This is a genomic window from Pseudomonas synxantha (genome assembly GCF_900105675.1).
GTDB classification, from domain to species: Bacteria; Pseudomonadota; Gammaproteobacteria; order Pseudomonadales; family Pseudomonadaceae; genus Aquipseudomonas; species Aquipseudomonas synxantha.
The window spans coordinates 4,572,867-4,591,219 of the sequence record NZ_LT629786.1 but is presented as its reverse complement, the minus strand read 5'-3'; the positions used below and the strand labels follow the sequence as shown (position 1 = coordinate 4,591,219).

The following is an 18,353-nucleotide window of genomic DNA, read 5'->3' as shown; positions in this document are numbered from 1 at the left end:
GGCTTGCTCCCGATCTAACTGATGCAGCGCGATCAAAATGTGGGAGGGGGCTTGCCCCCGATGGCGGCCTGACAGCCGACCAGGATGTTGGATCAGACCGTGTACATATCCATTGCTGCGGTAACGGCGGCTATTGGTTCCGCTTTTACAGCGGGTCACTTTTGAAAAGCGCAAAAGTAACCAAACGCTCTTGCCCCACCACTCGGCACCTCGCCCAGGCTCGGTGTGCCCGTAATCCGCCATGGATTTGGGGGGGCGCCGCCACGCGCCATCCATGGCGCGGGGCGGCTAAACCGGCATCCCTGCCGGTTTACCCCCCAAATCCCTGTCGAATTCCGGCCAGCGTGGTTTAACGGGGCGCCTAAGATCAAGATCAAGAGCGGCTCGCTTCGCATCGTGGTTACTGGCGGTCGCTACTTTAGAGTTGTGTCGATACCCATGGCTATCGGGGCAAGCCCCCTCCCACATTGGGTCTCCGCACACGCCGTTAACCTTACGTTACAAAACTCCCCTTCAAATTGAGCTATACAGACAGAGCGCCAAATAGTGGCTTTCTGCCGCCGCCCTGCGCCTCAATAAAAATAAAAGAAGGGGAGGTCACCTGTGAAGAGCTTGCTCTATCCCGCCGTAGCGCTGATGAACCGCCTGAGCTTCGGCATGAAGTTCAGCCTGATCAGTGTGCTATTCCTGCTGCCGATGCTGGCGACCAACTACTATCTGGTGCGTGATTCCTGGCGCGAATTCCAGGGCACTCGCATTGAACTTCAGAGCCTTGACCTGCTTGGCAGCAGCCTGGTGTTGCGTCGCGACCTGGAAACCCTCAACAACCAGGTGCAGATCAACGCCACGCTTGGCCAGTCCGGCAAGGCCGCTGACCTTGAGGCAAGGATCAGCGCCTTGGAGCAGAGTGTGCTGGACCGTTTGCAAGGCTTGAGCGCCGTAGCGACCCAGCCCGAGCACGTCACCGTTTTTGAAAGCAAGCGCGACGAGTTGATCGCCGCGTTCAAGGCGCAGCAACAGGAAAGTTCGTTGCTCAACAAAACGGCGCTGATCGGCAAATTGCTTAACCAGGCCCAGATGCTCAGCCAGATTATTGCCAGTCAAGCCGGCTTGAGTCGTGACGCGCAAAGTGATCTACGCCAGCTCTCCGACCTGGTCACCACCGTCACCCCGCAAGTCACCCAGGCCCTGGGGGAGGGGCGTGCGATGGGCGCGTATTCCCTGGGCCAGGGCTTTATCAATTCTGCTTCCAGCACACGCTTTGACGAACTGCTGCAGCAGTTGGAAAAACTCCAGGGCGAATATGGCTTGAAACTGCAGGACGCGCTGGGCGCCAGCCGTGCCGCACACGCTACCCTCGACACCCTGGCGCAAGCCAGCCAGGCCAGCCTCAAGCAAGGCAGCGAATTGTTCGAAGAACAGGTGGTGATGGCCGAGACCCTCGACACAGCGTGGCAGGGGTTTTACGACAGCGTCAGCCAACTGATGACCAAGACATATCAACTGGATGACGCCACCTTGGCGTTCATCGGGCAGCAACTGGAGCAACGCCTGGCACAAAACCGACTGCACATGGTGCTGCTGGTCGCGGCCCTGGCGGCGGTATTTGCGCTGATTTTTTACTTATATGCAGGCTTCTTCGTTTCCACTCGTACCACCTTGCGTCGCCTGGGGGCAATGATGGACAAAGTGGCGGCAGGTGACATGACGGTTACCTTCGTAGCCCAAAGCCGCGATGAGCTCGGGGACTTGGGCCAGGTGTTCAATGGCACGGTGGCCAAGATCCACGACTTGATCGAGCGCGTCGGGCATACGGTCAGCCAGGTCGAGCTGCAGGCCGGACAGGTTCAGGCGGTTTCGGCACAGAGTAACCAGGCGGTGTCTGGCCAGCGCAGCCAGATCGAACAAGTTGCGACGGCGATGAACCAAATGTCGGCCACTGCCCAGGAGGTGGCGCGTAGCGCGGCGGCGGCAGTCAACAGCGCCCAGAGCGTCAATGATGAAACGGTCAGTGGGCGAGCGCTGGTGCAATCACAGCAAGGCGGTATCGCACGCCTGGCTACGGAGCTTGATGAGTCGGTGCGGGTAATCAACCAGTTGGCCGCCGACAGCCAGGACATCAGCAGGGTTCTGGAAGTGATCAAGAGCATTGCCGAGCAGACCAACTTGTTGGCGCTCAACGCGGCCATCGAAGCCGCCCGCGCCGGTGAACAGGGCCGAGGTTTTGCCGTGGTGGCCGACGAGGTGCGCACCCTGGCCCGACGCACCCAGCACTCCACCGAAGAAATCGAGCAAATGATCAGCCGCTTGCACAGTGGCGTCGGCGCGGCGGTGAAGGCCATGGGCAGCAGCCATGAAATGGCGAGTGGCACGGTGGGGCAGTCGGAAAAAGTCCAGCAAGCCCTGGAGAATATCCTCGGCGCCGTGGGGATGATCGTTGACCAGAACCAGCAGATTGCCGCTGCCGTAGAGCAGCAAACGGCGGTCGCCCAAGACATCGACCAGAATATTGTCGAAATCAATCGCGCTGGCGAGCATGCGGCGCAAGGCGCCCAACAGACCGAAGCGGCCAGCCGGCAATTGTCGGCACAGGTCATTGAGTTGAAGCAATTGATCGGTGCGTTTCGAGTGTAGGAATTTTCTGTGGGATTGAGCTTTGGATTGCGTGGCGCATATCCTGATTTGTCGGACTGTGTTTTATCGCAGCGTGGTTAGGTGAAAATTTATTTCATCCGTCACGGTCACGAGGAGACACGACGATGGCCGCTGCAATCGGTATCAAGGGGCATTGCGCCCAGTGCGACATGACGTTTGAACTCAAGCCTTGGCAATTGAACGCCATTGCCATTGATATACCTTTTGACTGTACGTATTGCCACTGCGGCTTGCAGCTGTGTTGCCTCAAGCAGTTGCGTCAGTTTCGCGCCCTCGACCAGTGGGCGTTGGTGCGCCCGAGCATGATCATGCTGACGTGCGCGACCTTGGTGGTGGCCCTGGTTGCAGAGTGGTTGGGCCTGCTCAGCATGATTGCGCAGTTCAACCTTTCACTGGCTACGGTGTTGATTCATTTCCTGGTCGTGCGCTACGCCCGTCATCGACAGAGGATGACCTTGGAGTTGCAGGTCATCAGCCCGCTACCAGTTGAACAACTCACACGCATTGCGTGTGCTCGTCTCAGCCAGCAATGAAGGGCTGATTGCCATGCGCTGCGCCAGGGCTACGCAGATGTCCGGCAGGTGCTGCGGGCTGTTGCGCTGGTTGGGATACATGGCCGGGGCCATATCCGGCGAATCGGTTTCCAGCACAACAGCGTCAAGGGGCAACTGGGCAAGTACCTTGTGCATGCGCAGGGCTTGGGGCCAGGTGGCGGCGCCGCCCAGGCCAAGTTTGAAACCGAGCTTGATGTACTCGCGGGCCTCCTCGAGGCTGCCGGCGAACGCATGGATGATCCCGCCCCGTGGCAGGCGGATGCGCTTGAGAGTGGCAATCACGGCGGCGTGGCTGCGGCGTACATGCAGCAAGGCCGGCAGTTGGAAATCCAGTGCCAGTTTCAGTTGCGTTTCGAACAGGCTCTGCTGGCGCTCGCGGTCCAGTTGCTCAAGCCAGTAATCCAGGCCGATTTCTCCCACGGCGCATAATTGCCGGTGGCCGCGCAGGCGCGTCAACCAGTCACCCAACTCCAGCAGGTCGGCAGGGCGATGATCATCGAGATACACAGGGTGCAAGCCGAAGGCCGCGAACAAGCCGTCGTCCTGCTGCACCAAATCCCAAAGCCGCTGCCAATTTTTCTGGTATACGCCCAACACCACCATGCGCTGTACGCCGAGTTGACGGCTATGGGCGAGGACTTGCGGGCGATCGTGGTCGAAGTCCGCGAAGTCCAGGTGGGTGTGGGTGTCGATCAGCTCCACGCTCAGGCCTCGTGAATACGCTGCTTGAAGGTCCGGCCAATGGCGTGCACGCCCGGTTGGTACTGTTCTTCCTCAATGGCGGCCAGGGCCAGGCGCAGGGCGGTCTCGGCGATCAACTGGTGTTGCTGGGCCATGGCGTTGACCGGCAGTGGCAGGAAATCCAGCAATTGGGTATCGCCGAAGGTGCCCAGGCGCAGGGGGCGCGACCTGAGGGGGAAGTCATGCAGCGCGTCGAACACGCCTTGCAGCAGTACGTAGGATGTCGTCACCAGCGCGTCGGGCAAATGCCCCAGGCGTTGCAGCAGTTGTTCCATCAACTGTCGGCCGCAGTCACGGCTGAAGGCTTCGCCCTGTTCGATGATCACTTCGCCGGTGAAGCCTTGCAGCGCTTCACGGAAACCTGCGGTACGCTCCTGGCTGATGCTCAACTCGGGGCGTGCGCCGATCAGTGCGATTTGCTTGGGCAGCGGTTGCAGCAGGCTGCTGGTGAGTTGCTGGCAGGCCTGGCGGTCATCACTGACCACCGAGCAGAATTGACTCGGCTCCATGACCCGGTCAATGGCGATCACCGGCAACCCCTTGGCTTGCAGCTCGCGATAGCTGTCATCCGAGGCTGGCAGGCAACTGGCGACGAACAACGCATCGCAACGCCGCGCACGGAACAGTTGCAGCAGTTGGCGTTCGCTGGCGGCTTCGTCATCGGAACTGGCAATCAGCAACTGGTAGCCCCGCGCCCGTGCACCTTGTTCCAGCAGCTTGGCGATGCGTGCGTAACTGGGGTTTTCCAGGTCGGGCAGGATGAACCCCAGAGTGCGCGTGTGCCGACTGCGCAGCCCGGCGGCTTGGGGATTGGGCGTAAAGCCATGGGCCTGGACTACGGCGCGAACACGCTCAACGGTTGCATTGCTGATGCGTTGCTGTTCGGCCTTGCCATTGATGACATAGCTGGCGGTGGTCACGGACACACCGGCCAGACGTGCGATATCACTGAGTTTCAAACCGGGATTTCCTTGTTTTTTAGAGCGTGCCCCGACATTTTGTCCAATCGTAACCGATTCCAGCCCACGACCAATGTCCCAGAGCAAGCGCCGAGTGGCCCTTCTAGCTTGCGCAATTAACGCGTAATCTGCCATAAATTCTAGATTAAACGTTTCAGCAGGCGTATTTTTACGATGTTCGCCACTGAGTGACCACTGCCAATTGACCACTCAGTCAGTTATTTTTGAACGTCTCGCGCTGATTTATTCAAAACAATACCTAGTGCGCACATCGCACTAACTAGGAGAACGGCATGCTTGAGCTCACCGTAGAGCAGATATCCATGGGCCAGGTGGCTGTGGATAAGTCTGCTGCCTTGCACCTGCTCGCTGACAAATTGGTGGCCGATGGCCTGGTTGCCGAGGGTTATCTCAGTGGCTTGCAAGCCCGTGAGGCCCAGGGTTCGACTTTTCTCGGCCAGGGCATCGCCATTCCCCACGGCACGCCAGAAACCCGCGACCAGGTATTTTCCACCGGTGTGCGCCTGTTGCAGTTCCCCGAAGGGGTGGACTGGGGCGACGGCCAGGTGGTCTACCTGGCGATTGGCATCGCGGCTAAATCCGATGAGCACCTGCGGCTGTTGCAACTGCTGACCCGCGCCCTCGGTGAAACCGACTTGGGCCAGGCACTGCGTCGGGCCGGCAGCGCCGAAGCCTTGTTGAAGCTGTTGCAAGGCGCTCCCCAGGAGCTGGCGCTGGATGCGCAGATGATCAGCCTGGGCGTATCTGCCGACGATTTTGAAGAGCTGGTATGGCGCGGCGCACGCCTGCTGCGTCAGGCCGACTGCGTGAGCAATGGTTTTGCTGCAGTGCTGCAACAAGTTGACGCGCTGCCCCTGGGCGATGGCTTGTGGTGGTTGCACAGCGAGCAGACGGTCAAGCGCCCGGGCCTGGCGTTTGTCACGCCGGACAAGCCCATGCGCTACCTCGGCCAGCCCCTGCACGGCCTGTTCTGCCTGGCGAGCCTCGGTGAAGCCCACCAAGCCCTGCTTGAACGCCTGTGTGCCTTGTTGATTGAAGGGCGCGGCCAGGAACTGGGGCGTGCCACCAGCAGCCGTGCGGTGCTGGAAGTGCTGGGCGGCGAATTGCCTGCGGACTGGCCCAGCGCCCGCATTACCCTGGCCAACGCTCATGGCCTGCATGCGCGCCCGGCCAAGATCCTCGCGCAATTGGCGAAGAGTTTCGACGGCGATATCCGTGTGCGTATCATCGATGGCCCGGTGGGCGCCGTGTCGGTCAAAAGCCTGAGCAAGTTGCTCAGCCTTGGTGCGCGTCGCGGCCAGGTACTGGAATTCGTTGCCGAGCCGACGATTGCCGGCGACGCATTGCCCGCGCTGTTGGCCGCGATCGAAGAGGGGCTTGGCGAAGACGTCGAGCCATTGCCGAGCGTGAGCGCCCAACCTGCCCAGGTCGATGTCGAGCCGGTACTCAGTGCGCCACTGAGTGGTAGCCAGCTCCAGGCCATCGCCGCCGCGCCGGGCATCGCCATCGGCCCGGCCCATATCCAGATTCCACAGCTGTTTGATTACCCCCTGCGCGGTGAGTCTGCTGCGATTGAGCGCCAGCGCCTGCACGCGGCCTTGAGCGAGGTGCGCCAGGATATCCAGGGCCTGATCGAACGCAGCCTGGCCAAGGCCATCCGCGAGATTTTCATCACCCACCAGGAAATGCTCGACGACCCGGAACTGACCGACGAAGTCGACACCCGCCTCAAGCAGGGCGAAAGCGCCGAAGCCGCCTGGATGAGTGTGATCGAAGCCGCCGCCAAGCAGCAGGAAGCGTTGCAGGACGCCTTGCTGGCCGAGCGCGCCGCCGACCTGCGCGATATAGGTCGTCGAGTACTGGCGCAACTGTGCGGTGTCGAAACCGTTCAGGAGCCCAGCGAGCCCTACATCCTGGTGATGGATGAAGTCGGCCCTTCGGACGTGGCGCGCCTGGACCCGGCCCGCGTCGCCGGTATCCTTACCGCTCGCGGCGGTGCCACCGCCCACAGCGCCATCGTCGCTCGCGCCCTGGGCATTCCTGCCTTGGTCGGCGCAGGCGCTGCAGTGTTGCTGCTGAACGCCGGCACACCGCTGTTGCTCGACGGTCAGCGCGGTCGCCTGCATGTCGACCCGGACGCCGCTACTTTGCAACGGGCTGTGGTCGAGCGCGATACCCGCGAACAACGCTTGCAGGCGGCGTCGGCCCAACGCCACGAACCGGCGCTGACCCGTGACGGTCACGCCGTGGAAGTGTTCGCCAATATCGGCGAAAGCGCCGGGGTGGCCAGTGCAGTGGAGCAGGGCGCCGAAGGCATTGGCCTGCTGCGCACCGAGCTGATTTTCATGGCCCATCCCCAAGCGCCGGACGAAGCCACCCAGGAGGCCGAATACCGTCGCGTGCTCGACGGCCTCGACGGGCGCCCGCTGGTAGTGCGCACCCTTGATGTGGGCGGCGATAAGCCTTTGCCGTATTGGCCTATCGCCGAAGAGGAAAATCCGTTTCTTGGCGTACGCGGTATTCGCCTGACCTTGCAGCGCCCCAAGATCATGGAAGCGCAACTGCGTGCGCTGCTGCGTTCGGCGGATAACCGACCGTTGCGCATCATGTTTCCCATGGTCGGCAGCGTGGATGAATGGCGTGCAGCCCGGGACATGACCGAGCGCCTGCGCCTGGAAATCCCGGTGGCTGATTTGCAGTTGGGCATCATGATCGAAGTACCGTCAGCCGCCTTGCTGGCGCCGGTACTGGCCAAGGAAGTGGACTTCTTCAGCGTCGGCACCAATGACCTGACCCAGTACACCCTGGCCATCGACCGTGGTCACCCGACCCTGTCGGCCCAGGCCGACGGCCTGCACCCGGCGGTGTTGCAACTGATCGACATCACCGTGCGCGCCGCCCATGCCCACGGCAAATGGGTCGGCGTCTGCGGCGAGTTGGCGGCAGATCCATTGGCCGTGCCGGTGCTGGTCGGCCTTGGGGTGGATGAGTTGAGTGTGTCGGCCCGCAGCATTCCTGAAGTGAAAGCGCGTGTACGTGAATTCAGTCTGAGCGAGGCCCGGGGCCTGGCGCAACAAGCACTGTTGGTTGGTTCGCCTGCCGAAGTGCGTGCCCTTGTGGAGGCCGTGTAAATGGCGAAGATTCTGACCCTGACGCTGAACCCGGCGTTGGACCTCACGGTGCGCCTGGCGCGCCTGGAACCGGGTGCAGTCAATCGCAGTGAAGCGATGCTCACCCATGCGGCGGGCAAGGGCGTGAACGTGGCGCAAGTGCTGGCGGACCTGGGCCATGACGTCAGCGTCGGCGGGTTTCTCGGTGAGGCGAACCCCCAGGCTTTCGATGCGCTGATCAGCCGCCGTGGGTTTGGCGATGCGTTCGTTCGCGTGCCCGGCGAAACCCGCAGCAATATCAAAATTGCCGAACAGGACGGGCGTGTCACCGACATCAATGCGCCGGGGCCGCTGGTGAGTGAAGAGGCGCAGAACGCACTGCTCGATAGGGTCGCAATGATCGGCCCGCAATTCGACGCGGTGGTGGTGGCCGGCAGCTTGCCGCGTGGCGTCAGCCCGCAGTGGTTTCGGGGGCTGTTGCAGCAGTTGAAAGGCCTCGGTTTGAAAGTCGCCCTGGACACCAGTGGAGAAGCGTTGCGCACCGGCTTGCAGGCAGGCCCGTGGCTGGTCAAGCCCAATACCGAAGAGCTGGCCGACGCCTTGGATAATGCCACCGATGCCATCAGCCAACTGCATCGGCAGGGCGTCGAACATGTGGTGGTCTCCGACGGCGCTGCGGGTGTGACCTGGTACCGCCCAGGTGCAGCGCTGCACGCCACGCCGCCCAAGGTGACGGTGGCCAGCACCGTGGGCGCCGGCGACTCGCTGTTGGCCGGCATGCTTCACGGCTTGCTCAGCGACGAAGCAGCCGAACAGACCCTGCGCCGCGCCACGGCGATTGCCGCGATGGCCGTAACGCAGATCGGCTTTGGCATCAGCGATGACGCGCAGTTGGCGCACCTAGAAAGCGGCGTCGATGTACGCACGCTGACAGAACAATAAGAGGGTTTGTGATGAAGTTAGCCATTGTTACCGCCTGCCCCAACGGCATGGTCACCAGTGTGCTGTGCGCCCGCTTGTTGGACGCCGCCGCCCAGCGCATGGGCTTGCACACCAGTGTCGAAGTCGTCGACGTGCAGCGCCCGGAGCGCCAGTTGTCCCAGGCCACCCTCGATGACGCTGAATGGGTGTTGTTGGTCAGCAGCACACCGGTGGACATGCAGCGGTTTGTCGGCAAGCGCGTGTTCCAGACCACCCCGGCCCAGGCCCTGGCGGATGTCGAGGCCGTATTGCGTCGCGGCGCCGAAGAAGCCCAGGTATATGTCACCAACGGCGCCCCGGTGGCGGCGAAAGATGCGCCGCGTATCGTCGCGATTACCGCCTGCCCGACGGGCGTGGCCCACACCTTCATGGCCGCCGAAGCGTTGCAGCAGGCCGCCAAGCGCCTGGGCTATGACTTGCAGGTCGAGACCCAGGGCTCGGTGGGCGCCCGCACGCCGTTGAGCCCGGAGGCCATCGCCAATGCCGACGTGGTGTTGCTGGCGGCCGATATCGAAGTCGCTACCGAGCGTTTTGCCGGCAAGAAGATCTACCGCTGTGGCACCGGTATTGCTCTCAAGCAATCCGAAGCCATCCTCAACAAGGCCCTGGCCGAAGGCGCAGTGGAAAGCGCAGCCAGCGGCGCGCCGGCCAAATCGGAGAAAACCGGCGTCTACAAACACTTGCTCACCGGCGTGTCGTACATGTTGCCGATGGTGGTGGCGGGGGGCTTGCTGATCGCCTTGTCATTCGTGTTCGGCATCCATGCCTTCGAACAGCCGGGCACTTTGGCGGCAGCGCTGAAAAGCGTCGGTGACCAGGCATTCCTGCTGATGGTGCCGCTGCTGGCAGGCTACATTGCCTATTCGATTGCCGACCGCCCTGGCCTGGCGCCGGGCATGATCGGCGGCTTGCTGGCAGGTACGCTGGGCGCGGGCTTTATCGGCGGCATCCTGGCGGGTTTCGTCGCGGGATACTGCGTCAAGTTGATAAGCCGTGCGGTGCGACTGCCCCAGAGCCTGGAGGCGCTCAAGCCGATCCTGATCATCCCGTTGCTGGCGAGCTTGTTCACCGGTCTGGTGATGATCTACCTGGTCGGCCCGCCTGTCGCCCGGTTGCTGTCCGGCCTGACCGATTTTCTCAGCACCATGGGCACCACCAACGCGGTGCTGCTGGGTATTTTGCTCGGCGGCATGATGTGCGTGGACTTGGGTGGGCCGATCAACAAGGCGGCGTATGCGTTTTCCGTGGGCCTGTTGGCGGCGTCGAGTGGTGCGCCGATGGCCGCGACCATGGCTGCCGGCATGGTGCCGCCGATTGGCATGGGCATCGCGACCTTGCTCGCCCGACGCAAATTCGCCCAGACCGAGCGCGAAGCCGGCAAGGCGGCGATGGTCCTGGGCCTGTGCTTTATCTCCGAGGGCGCGATCCCGTTCGCGGCCAAAGACCCGCTGCGGGTGATCCCGGCCAGCATTGCCGGTGGCGCCTTGACCGGTGCGCTGTCGATGTACTTTGGCTGCAAACTCGCCGCGCCCCACGGCGGCTTGTTTGTGCTGGTGATCCCGAATGCGATGAACCATGCGTTGATGTATTTGCTGGCGATTGTGGCGGGCAGTGTGTTGACGGGGTTGGTGTATGCGCTGCTTAAGCGACCGGAAGCTGTGGAACTGACGGTCGCTGCTGCCAAGGGCTGATGGGATTCAAAATGTGGGAGGGGCTTGCCCCCTCCCACATTTGGATTTTCCTTGGCTGTAAGGGTGGTGTCATATCTGCTTCATCCCCGCATGCTTTAGTGACCCTTTTGATACTCAAGAGGGCACCTGCATGAGCGACTTCGATCTCGGCCGCCGCCGTGTGATGCAAGCCGTCGGCGCTGGTCTGTTGTTGCCGGGCCTGGCCCCGGCGGTGATCGCTTCGGTGAAGGACCGGCCGCAACTCACTAACGGGGTGCAGTCCGGCGACCTGCTCGGCGACCGTGCGATGATCTGGAGCCGCAGCGACCGCCCGGCGAAGATGGTGGTGGAGTGGGACACCCGCAGTGTGTTCAGCAACCCGCGCAAGTTCATCTCGCCCCTGGCCGACAGCCGTACCGACTTTACCGCCCGTGTGGAACTCACCGGTTTGCCGGTGGACCAGGCGATTTTCTATCGTGTGCATTTCGAAGATGCCCAGACCGGTGTCGCCAGCGAACCCTGGTTCGGCCACTTGCGCAGCGTGCCGCAACAGCGCCGCGACATCCGCTTTGTGTGGAGCGGCGACACCGTCGGCCAAGGCTTCGGTATCAACCCGGACATCGGTGGTATGCGCATCTACGAAGCCATGCGCCTGCGCCTGCCAGACTTCTTTATCCACAGCGGCGACACCATCTACGCCGACGGCCCGGTGCCTGCGCAACTGGTCACCGAAGGCGGGCGCATCTGGCGCAACATCACCACCCAAGCCAAGAGTAAAGTCGCCGAGACCCTGGATGAGTATCGCGGCAATTACCGCTACAACCTGCTGGATGAGAACGTGCGTCGTTTCAATGCCCAAGTGCCGCAGATCTGGCAGTGGGACGATCACGAGGTGATCAATAACTGGTCGTCCAGCAAGCAGTTGGACGAGCGTTATCAGACCCGCGATATCAACACCCTCGTCGGTCGCGCACGCCAGGCCTGGCTGGAATATTCACCCATGCGGCGCCAGAGTGCCGACGGCGGCGGGCGTATTTATCGCAAGCTCAGCTATGGGCCGCTGCTGGATGTATTTGTGCTGGATATGCGCAGCTACCGTGGGCCGAATGACGACAACCTGGGCGGCGAGAAACCGTTCCTGGGTCGCGAACAGTTGGATTGGCTCAAGCGAGAACTCAAGGGGTCGCAAGCGCAGTGGAAGGTGATTGCCGCCGATATGCCCATCGGCCTGGGCGTGCCTGACGGTGAGGTAAGCCCCGGTGTGCCGCGTTGGGAAGCCATCGCTAACGGCGACTCCGGCCCGGCGCAGGGGCGTGAACTGGAAATCGCTGAGTTACTGGGCTTTTTAAGAGCGCAACAGGTGCGCAACCATGTGTGGCTGACGGCCGATGTGCACTATTGCGCAGCGCACCACTATCACCCGGACCGTGCGGCGTTCCAGGATTTTGAGCCGTTCTGGGAGTTTGTCGCGGGCCCGTTGAATGCCGGGAGTTTCGGGCCTAATCCGCTGGATAAAACCTTTGGCCCGCAAGTGGTGTTCCAGAAGGCACCGCCGGCGCAAAACACTTCGCCGTTCGCCGGCTTCCAGTTTTTTGGCGAAGTGCAGATTGATGGGCAGACGGCAGAATTGACCGTGATTTTGCGCGACCTGGATGGGATCTCAGTGTTCGAACAAAAGCTGCAACCTGCCTGACCTGGAATGCAGTCAAAAAATGTGGGAGGGGGCTTGCTCCCGATAGCGGTGGATCAGCCAACTAATGAAATGACTGTTATACCGCTATCGGGAGCAAGCCCCCTCCCACATGGGTTCTGCAGTGTCTGAAAATCTCAGTACACATCCCGGCGATAGCGGCCCTGTTCAATCAAGCGTTCCACCGCCGCAGTGCCCAGGATATCCACCAACGCCTGATCCACCCCCGTCGCCATCCCTTGCAGACTGCCGCACACATAAATCGCCGCGCCGTCCGCCAGCCATTTACGCAGCACATCGGCCGATTCGCGCAGGCGGTCCTGTACGTAGATCTTTTCTTCCTGATCCCGGGAAAACGCCAGGTCGAGCAAGGCCAGGTCGCCACTGGCGAGCCAGCCTTGCAGTTCGTCCTGGCACAGGTAGTCATGGGCGATCTGGCGCTCGCCAAACAGCAGCCAGTTGCGCTGCTGGCCAGCGGCGATGCGTGCCTTGAGCAAGCTGCGCAACCCCGCCAGGCCGGTGCCGTTGCCCAGCAGGATCAGCGGCACCGGCGCATCCGGCAGGTGGAAGCCGCTGTTGCGGCGCAGGCGCAGACTGATGCCCGAACCGATGGCCGCGTGTTCCGTCAGCCAGCCTGAGCCGAGGCCCAGGCTTCCATCGGCGTGGCGTTCCTGGCGCACGATCAGCTCCAGCACACCATCGCTGGCGATCGAGGCGATGGAGTATTCGCGCATGCCCAGGGGCACCAGTGCGTTCACCAGGGCTTGGGCATGCAGGCCGACCAAGTGCGTGCGGTTATCCGGCAATTGGCGGGTGGCCAAGGCTTGGTCGAGAGTGTGCGCCAGGCCTTCGATCAGTACGCCATCGCTGCCGGCCAGGCCCAGGCCATGGAGGAAGTGATCAATGGCCCAGGGGCAGTTGCGCGGCAGGATTTCCACCAGGTCACCGGCCTGCCAGCTTTGCGCCGAGGGCGGTGTGAGGCCCAGCAGATAGACGTCGGCGCCGACGCTGCCAGGGTTGAGCAGGGTGCGTTGGCTCAGTGTCCAGGTTTCATATTGGGCGGGTTGCCAAGCCGCCGCTGGCGCGTGACCGGTGAGTTGGCCGAGTTGCTGTTGCCAGGTCAGCAAGGCCTCAGTGTCGCCGCTGTCAACTTCCACCGGGGCGAACAGTGCATTGCCACCCTGGTTGGTCAGCCAGAAATGCAGGCGCCGGGCAAAGCCGCAGAAGTGCTCATATTGGCGATCACCCAGGGCCAGTACCGAGTAGTTCAAGCCTTTGAGCGGTAAATCCTGACCGAGCACGCTGCGCTCAAAACCCCGCGCGTTGTCGGGCGCTTCGCCGTCGCCGAAAGTGCTGACCACGAATAACGCATGTTCCGACTGGCTCAGGTCGTCTTGGCTGAGGCTGCCCAAGGGCTGCACCTTCACCGGCAGGCCCGCGGCTTGCAACTGGCCAGCCGTTTGCCATGCAAGCTGTTCGGCAAAGCCGCTCTGGCTGGCAAAACCGATCAGCCAGGCCGGCGCATTGCTGTGATTGGTCGTCAGGCCATTGCGGGCGTTACGTACCTGGCGCTTCTTGCGGCGGCGGTCGAGGTACAGCAGCCAGCCGGTGATGAAAAACAGGGGCATGAGCAATGAGCTGGCGGTGAGCACGATTCGCCCGACCAGGCCGAAGTAGCTGCCGGTGTGCAGCGCATAGACGCTGGTGAGTAATTGCGATTTGAGGCTCTTGCTGGCGTAGCGCTCGTGGAATGTGACCTCGCCGGTGGCCGGGTCCAGGTTGATCTGGTTCAGCGCACGGTCATGGGGCGAGTCTTTGAGCAGGTAATACACGGTGGCCGATTGCCCGGCGATGGCTGGCATGCGGATGTTGTAGGCACTCAGGTCGGGGCCGGCGCTGCTGTAGATGCTGCTCCAGATCGCGTCATAGTTGGCTACCGGAGCAGGGCCGGCAGGTGGCGGGCCGCGCTTGCGCATGCGCTCGTTTTGCGGCGCGTCGGAGAGCAGTTTGGTCATGCCCTGGTTGTACCAGTCGTAGGACCAATACAGTCCGGTCAGTGCCGCCAACAGATAAAACAGCAGACACCAGGTGCCGAATACCGAATGCAGGTCCCAGTTGAAACTGCGGCCCTTCTTGCGCCAGTCCAGGGTCAACCATACCCGCCAGTTTTTTACCTGGCGCGGCCAGCGCAGATATAAACCGGAGAGGCAGAAAAACACCAGGATCAGAGTGCAGGCGCCGGTGATGTTGCGCCCGGTTTCGCCGACGGCGAGGAAGCGGTGCAGTTGCAAAATAAAACCAAACACATCCTGGCCGACGGCGTCGCCCATGTAGTCGCCGGTATAGGGGTCGAAGTAACGCATCTGGCCACGACGCTCCCCCGGCTGCGGGGTGAAGGACACTCGGGCAGCGTTGCCGCTGTCGCTTTCCACCCATAGCATCGCCACGCTCTTGCCTTCGGTGGCCTCCAGCTTGCGTACCAGTTCGGCAGGCGGCAGCACACCGGCCTCGCGCTTCTGTACGCTCAATACGGTGGGGTTGAGTGCCCGCAGGATTTCATCCTGGAACGAGTACGCCGCCCCGGTGACCCCCATCAAGGCCAGCACCAGCCCGGCAGTGATGCCGAAAAACCAGTGCAACTGGAACAGGGTTTTCTTCAACACGTCGGGCCGCCTCGCTCATCTGGATATCTATTTCACGGCGCGCATTATGCCGTGGGTTAACGAGAAAAATTCTGTTTTACACACAAAAGCCCCACGCATCCGATGCGTGGGGCCTTGGGTCGGAGCATTGACCGCTTTTAGAAGTGGAAGCTGGTGGTCAACAGCGCGGTGCGCCCCGCCGCCTGGTTGGCGAAGTGCGCCGAGTAGGCCTTGTCGTAGTAGGTCTTGTCGGTCAGGTTCTGCACGTTCAGTTGCAGGTCGACGTTCTTGGTCAGCTTGTAGCTGGCCATGGCGTCATAGCGGGTGTAGGACGGCACGTACACGGTGTTGCCGGCATCGCCGTAAACCTCATCGACGTAGAACGCGCCGCCGCCGACGGTCAGCTTGGGCGTGATGTCGTAGGTGGTCCACAGGCTGAAGGAGTTCTTCGGCGTGTTGGGCATCTGGTTGCCTTTGTTGGAGCCGGCACTCACTAGCCCGTTACGCCCGTTGAGGCCGGATTTGACCAGCTCGCTGTCCAGGTAGGTGTAGCCGGCGAACACTTGCCAGTGATCGGTAAGCTTGCCGCTGGCCGACAATTCCACACCGTCGACCTGGGACTCGCCGCCGTTCTCGTAGGTGAGGGTATCGACCAGGATGCGGGTGTTTTTCTTCTCGGTGCGGAACACGGCTGCGGTCAGGGACAGACGATCATGGAACAGGTCCCACTTGGTGCCCAGTTCATAGTTGACGGTTTCTTCAGGCTGCAAGTCGCTGGTGGCGGCACCGGCAGACAGTGGGTTGCCGTCGGCGCCTTCACCTACTAGGCCACCAGCTGGTGAGGCCGAGGTGGCATAGGAGGCGTAGATGCTGCCGTTCTCCAAAGGCTTCCACACCAGGCCGGCCTGCCAGTTGAAGAACTGGCTGTCATCCTTGATCTTGGTGCGTCCGGTAGTGGCGTTGGTGTTGGCTTCGGTATCGAACGTGTCGTAACGCAGGCCGACATTCAGCAGCCATTTCGGATCCAGCTCGATGGTGTCGAACACATAGGCGGCGCGGCTGGTGGCCTTGGTGTTGGTGCCGTTGTAGTTGCGCGCGACACTGCCGTTCCAGGCGTCGTCCGGGTTCGGGTTGCCGAGCGAGGTGCACTGGCCGCCCACGCCGCCCTTGGCCGGGTTGCACACCGGGTTGGCATTAGGGCTGACGGTATAGCCGCTGACGCGGGTTTCTTCGCCGGTGAATTCCAGGCCGGTGGAGTAACTGTGCTTGAAGCCCAGGGCCTGGAAGCTGCCGAACAGGTCGGTCTGGTTGGTGGTCGTGGTGGTCGTGGACACGCGGCTGTTAGCGCGACGCCATACGGTGCCGAACTTGTTGACGTTGAGTTTGCTGTCATCCGGTTGGGTCAGCACATAGTCCTGACCGGTGCTGCCGTGACGCAGGGTGTTTTTCAAGGTCATGTTGTCGTTCAGGTCGTGCTCGATGGAGAACGTACTGATATCAGCGCGAGTTTTACGGAAGTCGCGGCTTTTCAAACCGTAGAAATTGTTGCTGTCGCCGCCATCGGTGGGTTTGTCGTGCACGTGGGCAGTGGCAGTCGACGAACCATAGCCGTAGGGAATGCCCGAATCCGGCAAGTCATCGCTTTCCATGTGGTAGTAGCTGAGGTTGACGCGGGTCGGCGTACCCAGGCCAAACGTCAGCGACGGGGCCACGCCCCAACGGTCGTAGTTCACCGCATCGCGGCCGGCAACGTTTTGTTCGTGGCTCATCAGGTTCAGGCGGAAGGCGGCGCTGTCATCGAGGAACTGGCGGTTGACGTCGAGCACGTAGCGGCGGGTCTGGTCGGAACCGTAGGTGAAGCCGCCGTTGGTGAAGTCCCGCGCTTGTGGGGTCTTGCTTACCAGGTTGAGGCTGCCACCGGCCGAGCCACGGCCGCCGAACGAGGAGTTCGGGCCTTTGCTGACTTCGATCGACTCGATGTCGAAGATCTCGCGGCTCTGGCCGCCGGTGTCGCGCACGCCATCCAGGTAAGTGTCGCCCTGGGCATCAAAACCACGGATAAACGGACGGTCGCCCTGGGGGTTGCCACCTTCACCGGCACCAAAGGTAATGCCCGGTACGGTGCGCAAGGCATCCTGCAACGAGGTAGCGGCGGTGTCCTTGAGAACTTGTTGCGGCACCACGGTGACCGAACGCGGCGTGTCCACCAGCGGCGCGGTGTATTTTTGCGACGAGGCTTTTTCTACCTGGTAGGAGGTGTTGTCCTGATCCTGGCCGGTAATGTTGGTGGCGCCGAGGGAGATAGGGTTGCGCTCGCCTTTCTGCTCGGTGTTTTCCGCCGCCTGCGCCAGGTGGGCGGCAGAGCTGGCACTCAAGGCTACACCGATGGCCGAGGCCAGCATGCGTGGTGAACTGGCTGGTGTTTTTATAAGAATGCGCGACATGACGTGTCCCTTCCCCAAGGATGTGAGGCCGCGGAATATAGGGCCAACAAGACTTTGTATCAATTGCGAGATATTGCTATTCGCATCGAATTTACATTCTTTACACTTTTTTCTTACGGTTTTTGCAATCTCGTTCGTCCCCGGGTTTTACAGCGAAGATAAGAATCAATACCATTGGCGCCTCTCTGATCGCAGGTATTGCCTCATGTTGCTGCACATTCCCGGCCTGTTCTCTCGTGAGGAGGTGTTGCGCATTCGCCAGGCCCTGGAGGAGACCGAATGGGCCGACGGCAAAATCACTGCCGGGCATCAGTCCGCCAAGGCCAAGCACAACCTGCAATTGCCCGAAGGCCACCCCCTGGCCAAGGAAATCGGCGCGGCCATGTTGGAACGGTTGTGGGGCAACCCATTGTTCATGTCGGCGGCGCTGCCGCACAAAGTCTTCCCGCCGCTGCTCAACTGCTACACCGCTGGCGGCAGTTTCGACTTTCATATCGACAACGCCGTACGCCAACCCAAAGGCAGCCCTGAACGTGTGCGTACCGATCTGTCGTCCACGCTGTTCTTCAGCGACCCGGACGAATATGACGGCGGCGAACTGGAAATCCAGGACACCTTCGGCCTGCAGCGGGTCAAGCTGCCCGCCGGCGACATGGTGCTGTACCCCGGCTCCAGCCTGCACAAGGTCAACGCCGTGACCCGTGGCGTCCGCTATGCCTCGTTCTTCTGGACCCAAAGCCTGGTGCGCGAGGACAGCCAGCGCACCCTGCTGTTCGAAATGGACGGCGCGATCCAGCAACTGACCCGCGACGTTCCTGACCACCCGGCACTGATCCAGCTCACCGGCACCTACCACAACCTGCTGCGCCGCTGGGTCGAGGTCTGA

At 61.8% G+C, this 18,353-nt stretch carries 11 protein-coding genes and 1 pseudogene; 8 read left to right on the top strand and 4 right to left on the bottom strand.

All coding sequences use genetic code 11. The features are described 5' to 3' along the window. Positions 1–636 precede the first annotated feature (636 nt). The 3 genes and pseudogenes from BLU48_RS32725 to BLU48_RS21235 all read left to right on the top strand — a co-directional run. Positions 637–1,728 (top strand): annotated as a pseudogene (locus BLU48_RS32725) (methyl-accepting chemotaxis protein); the annotation flags it as partial. Further along, on the top strand, positions 1,705–2,634 hold the full coding sequence (locus tag BLU48_RS32720) for a methyl-accepting chemotaxis protein (protein ID WP_371851101.1): 930 nt from the start codon (positions 1,705–1,707) through the stop codon (positions 2,632–2,634). The pseudogene BLU48_RS32725 and the gene BLU48_RS32720, both read left to right, overlap by 24 nt. A gap of 125 nt (positions 2,635–2,759) precedes the next feature. Then, positions 2,760–3,188, top strand: coding sequence for a hypothetical protein (locus BLU48_RS21235; RefSeq protein WP_057021599.1), 429 nt, complete (start codon positions 2,760–2,762; stop codon positions 3,186–3,188). On the opposite strand, the gene BLU48_RS21230 is transcribed toward BLU48_RS21235, so the two are convergent. Further along, the gene (locus tag BLU48_RS21230) at positions 3,135–3,911 is read right to left on the bottom strand and encodes a TatD family hydrolase (RefSeq protein ID WP_057021598.1); all 777 of its coding nucleotides are present in this window, start codon (positions 3,909–3,911) and stop codon (positions 3,135–3,137) included. The genes BLU48_RS21235 and BLU48_RS21230 overlap by 54 nt on opposite strands. Positions 3,912–3,913: 2 nt before the next feature. Then, positions 3,914–4,909: a catabolite repressor/activator gene (gene cra, locus BLU48_RS21225; protein ID WP_057021597.1), complete on the bottom strand. Its 996-nt coding sequence runs from the start codon at positions 4,907–4,909 to the stop codon at positions 3,914–3,916. Positions 4,910–5,202: 293 nt separating this feature from the next. Between cra and ptsP the strand changes: the two genes are divergently transcribed. The 4 genes from ptsP to BLU48_RS21205 all read left to right on the top strand — a co-directional run bounded on the left by ptsP (position 5,203) and on the right by BLU48_RS21205 (position 12,384). Further along, positions 5,203–8,061, top strand: a complete 2,859-nt coding sequence (gene ptsP / locus BLU48_RS21220; protein ID WP_057021596.1) for a phosphoenolpyruvate--protein phosphotransferase — start codon at positions 5,203–5,205, stop codon at positions 8,059–8,061. Further along, a complete protein-coding gene (gene pfkB, locus BLU48_RS21215; protein ID WP_057021595.1) occupies positions 8,062–8,982 on the top strand; it encodes a 1-phosphofructokinase in 921 nt (306 codons plus the stop codon). 11 nt (positions 8,983–8,993) lie between these two features. Continuing rightward, the gene (locus tag BLU48_RS21210; protein ID WP_057021594.1) at positions 8,994–10,712 is read left to right on the top strand and encodes a PTS fructose-like transporter subunit IIB; all 1,719 of its coding nucleotides are present in this window, start codon (positions 8,994–8,996) and stop codon (positions 10,710–10,712) included. Between the two features lie 130 nt (positions 10,713–10,842). Then, positions 10,843–12,384 carry an alkaline phosphatase D family protein gene (locus BLU48_RS21205; RefSeq protein ID WP_057021593.1) on the top strand — a complete coding sequence of 514 codons (1,542 nt, stop codon included), beginning with the start codon at positions 10,843–10,845 and terminating at the stop codon, positions 12,382–12,384. Between the two features lie 134 nt (positions 12,385–12,518). On the opposite strand, the gene BLU48_RS21200 is transcribed toward BLU48_RS21205, so the two are convergent. Further along, positions 12,519–15,044: a PepSY domain-containing protein gene (locus BLU48_RS21200; protein ID WP_057021592.1), complete on the bottom strand. Its 2,526-nt coding sequence runs from the start codon at positions 15,042–15,044 to the stop codon at positions 12,519–12,521. A gap of 137 nt (positions 15,045–15,181) precedes the next feature. Then, on the bottom strand, positions 15,182–17,467 hold the full coding sequence (locus BLU48_RS21195) for a TonB-dependent receptor (protein WP_057021591.1): 2,286 nt from the start codon (positions 17,465–17,467) through the stop codon (positions 15,182–15,184). Positions 17,468–17,672: 205 nt separating this feature from the next. On the opposite strand from BLU48_RS21195, the gene BLU48_RS21190 reads away from it, so the two are divergent. Beyond that, complete coding sequence (locus BLU48_RS21190) at positions 17,673–18,353, top strand: Fe2+-dependent dioxygenase (RefSeq protein ID WP_057021590.1); 681 nt, start codon at positions 17,673–17,675, stop codon at positions 18,351–18,353.

Excerpts from the sequence above, each read along its gene's own strand:
- BLU48_RS32720 (WP_371851101.1), top strand. The coding sequence starts at position 1,705 with ATGACGGTTACCTTCGTAGCCCAAAGCCGCGATGAGCTCGGGGACTTG.
- BLU48_RS21235 (WP_057021599.1), top strand. The coding sequence starts at position 2,760 with ATGGCCGCTGCAATCGGTATCAAGGGGCATTGCGCCCAGTGCGACATG.
- ptsP (WP_057021596.1), top strand. The coding sequence starts at position 5,203 with ATGCTTGAGCTCACCGTAGAGCAGATATCCATGGGCCAGGTGGCTGTG.
- pfkB (WP_057021595.1), top strand. The coding sequence starts at position 8,062 with ATGGCGAAGATTCTGACCCTGACGCTGAACCCGGCGTTGGACCTCACG.
- BLU48_RS21210 (WP_057021594.1), top strand. The coding sequence starts at position 8,994 with ATGAAGTTAGCCATTGTTACCGCCTGCCCCAACGGCATGGTCACCAGT.
- BLU48_RS21205 (WP_057021593.1), top strand. The coding sequence starts at position 10,843 with ATGAGCGACTTCGATCTCGGCCGCCGCCGTGTGATGCAAGCCGTCGGC.
- BLU48_RS21195 (WP_057021591.1), bottom strand. The coding sequence starts at position 17,467 with ATGTCGCGCATTCTTATAAAAACACCAGCCAGTTCACCACGCATGCTG.
- BLU48_RS21190 (WP_057021590.1), top strand. The coding sequence starts at position 17,673 with ATGTTGCTGCACATTCCCGGCCTGTTCTCTCGTGAGGAGGTGTTGCGC.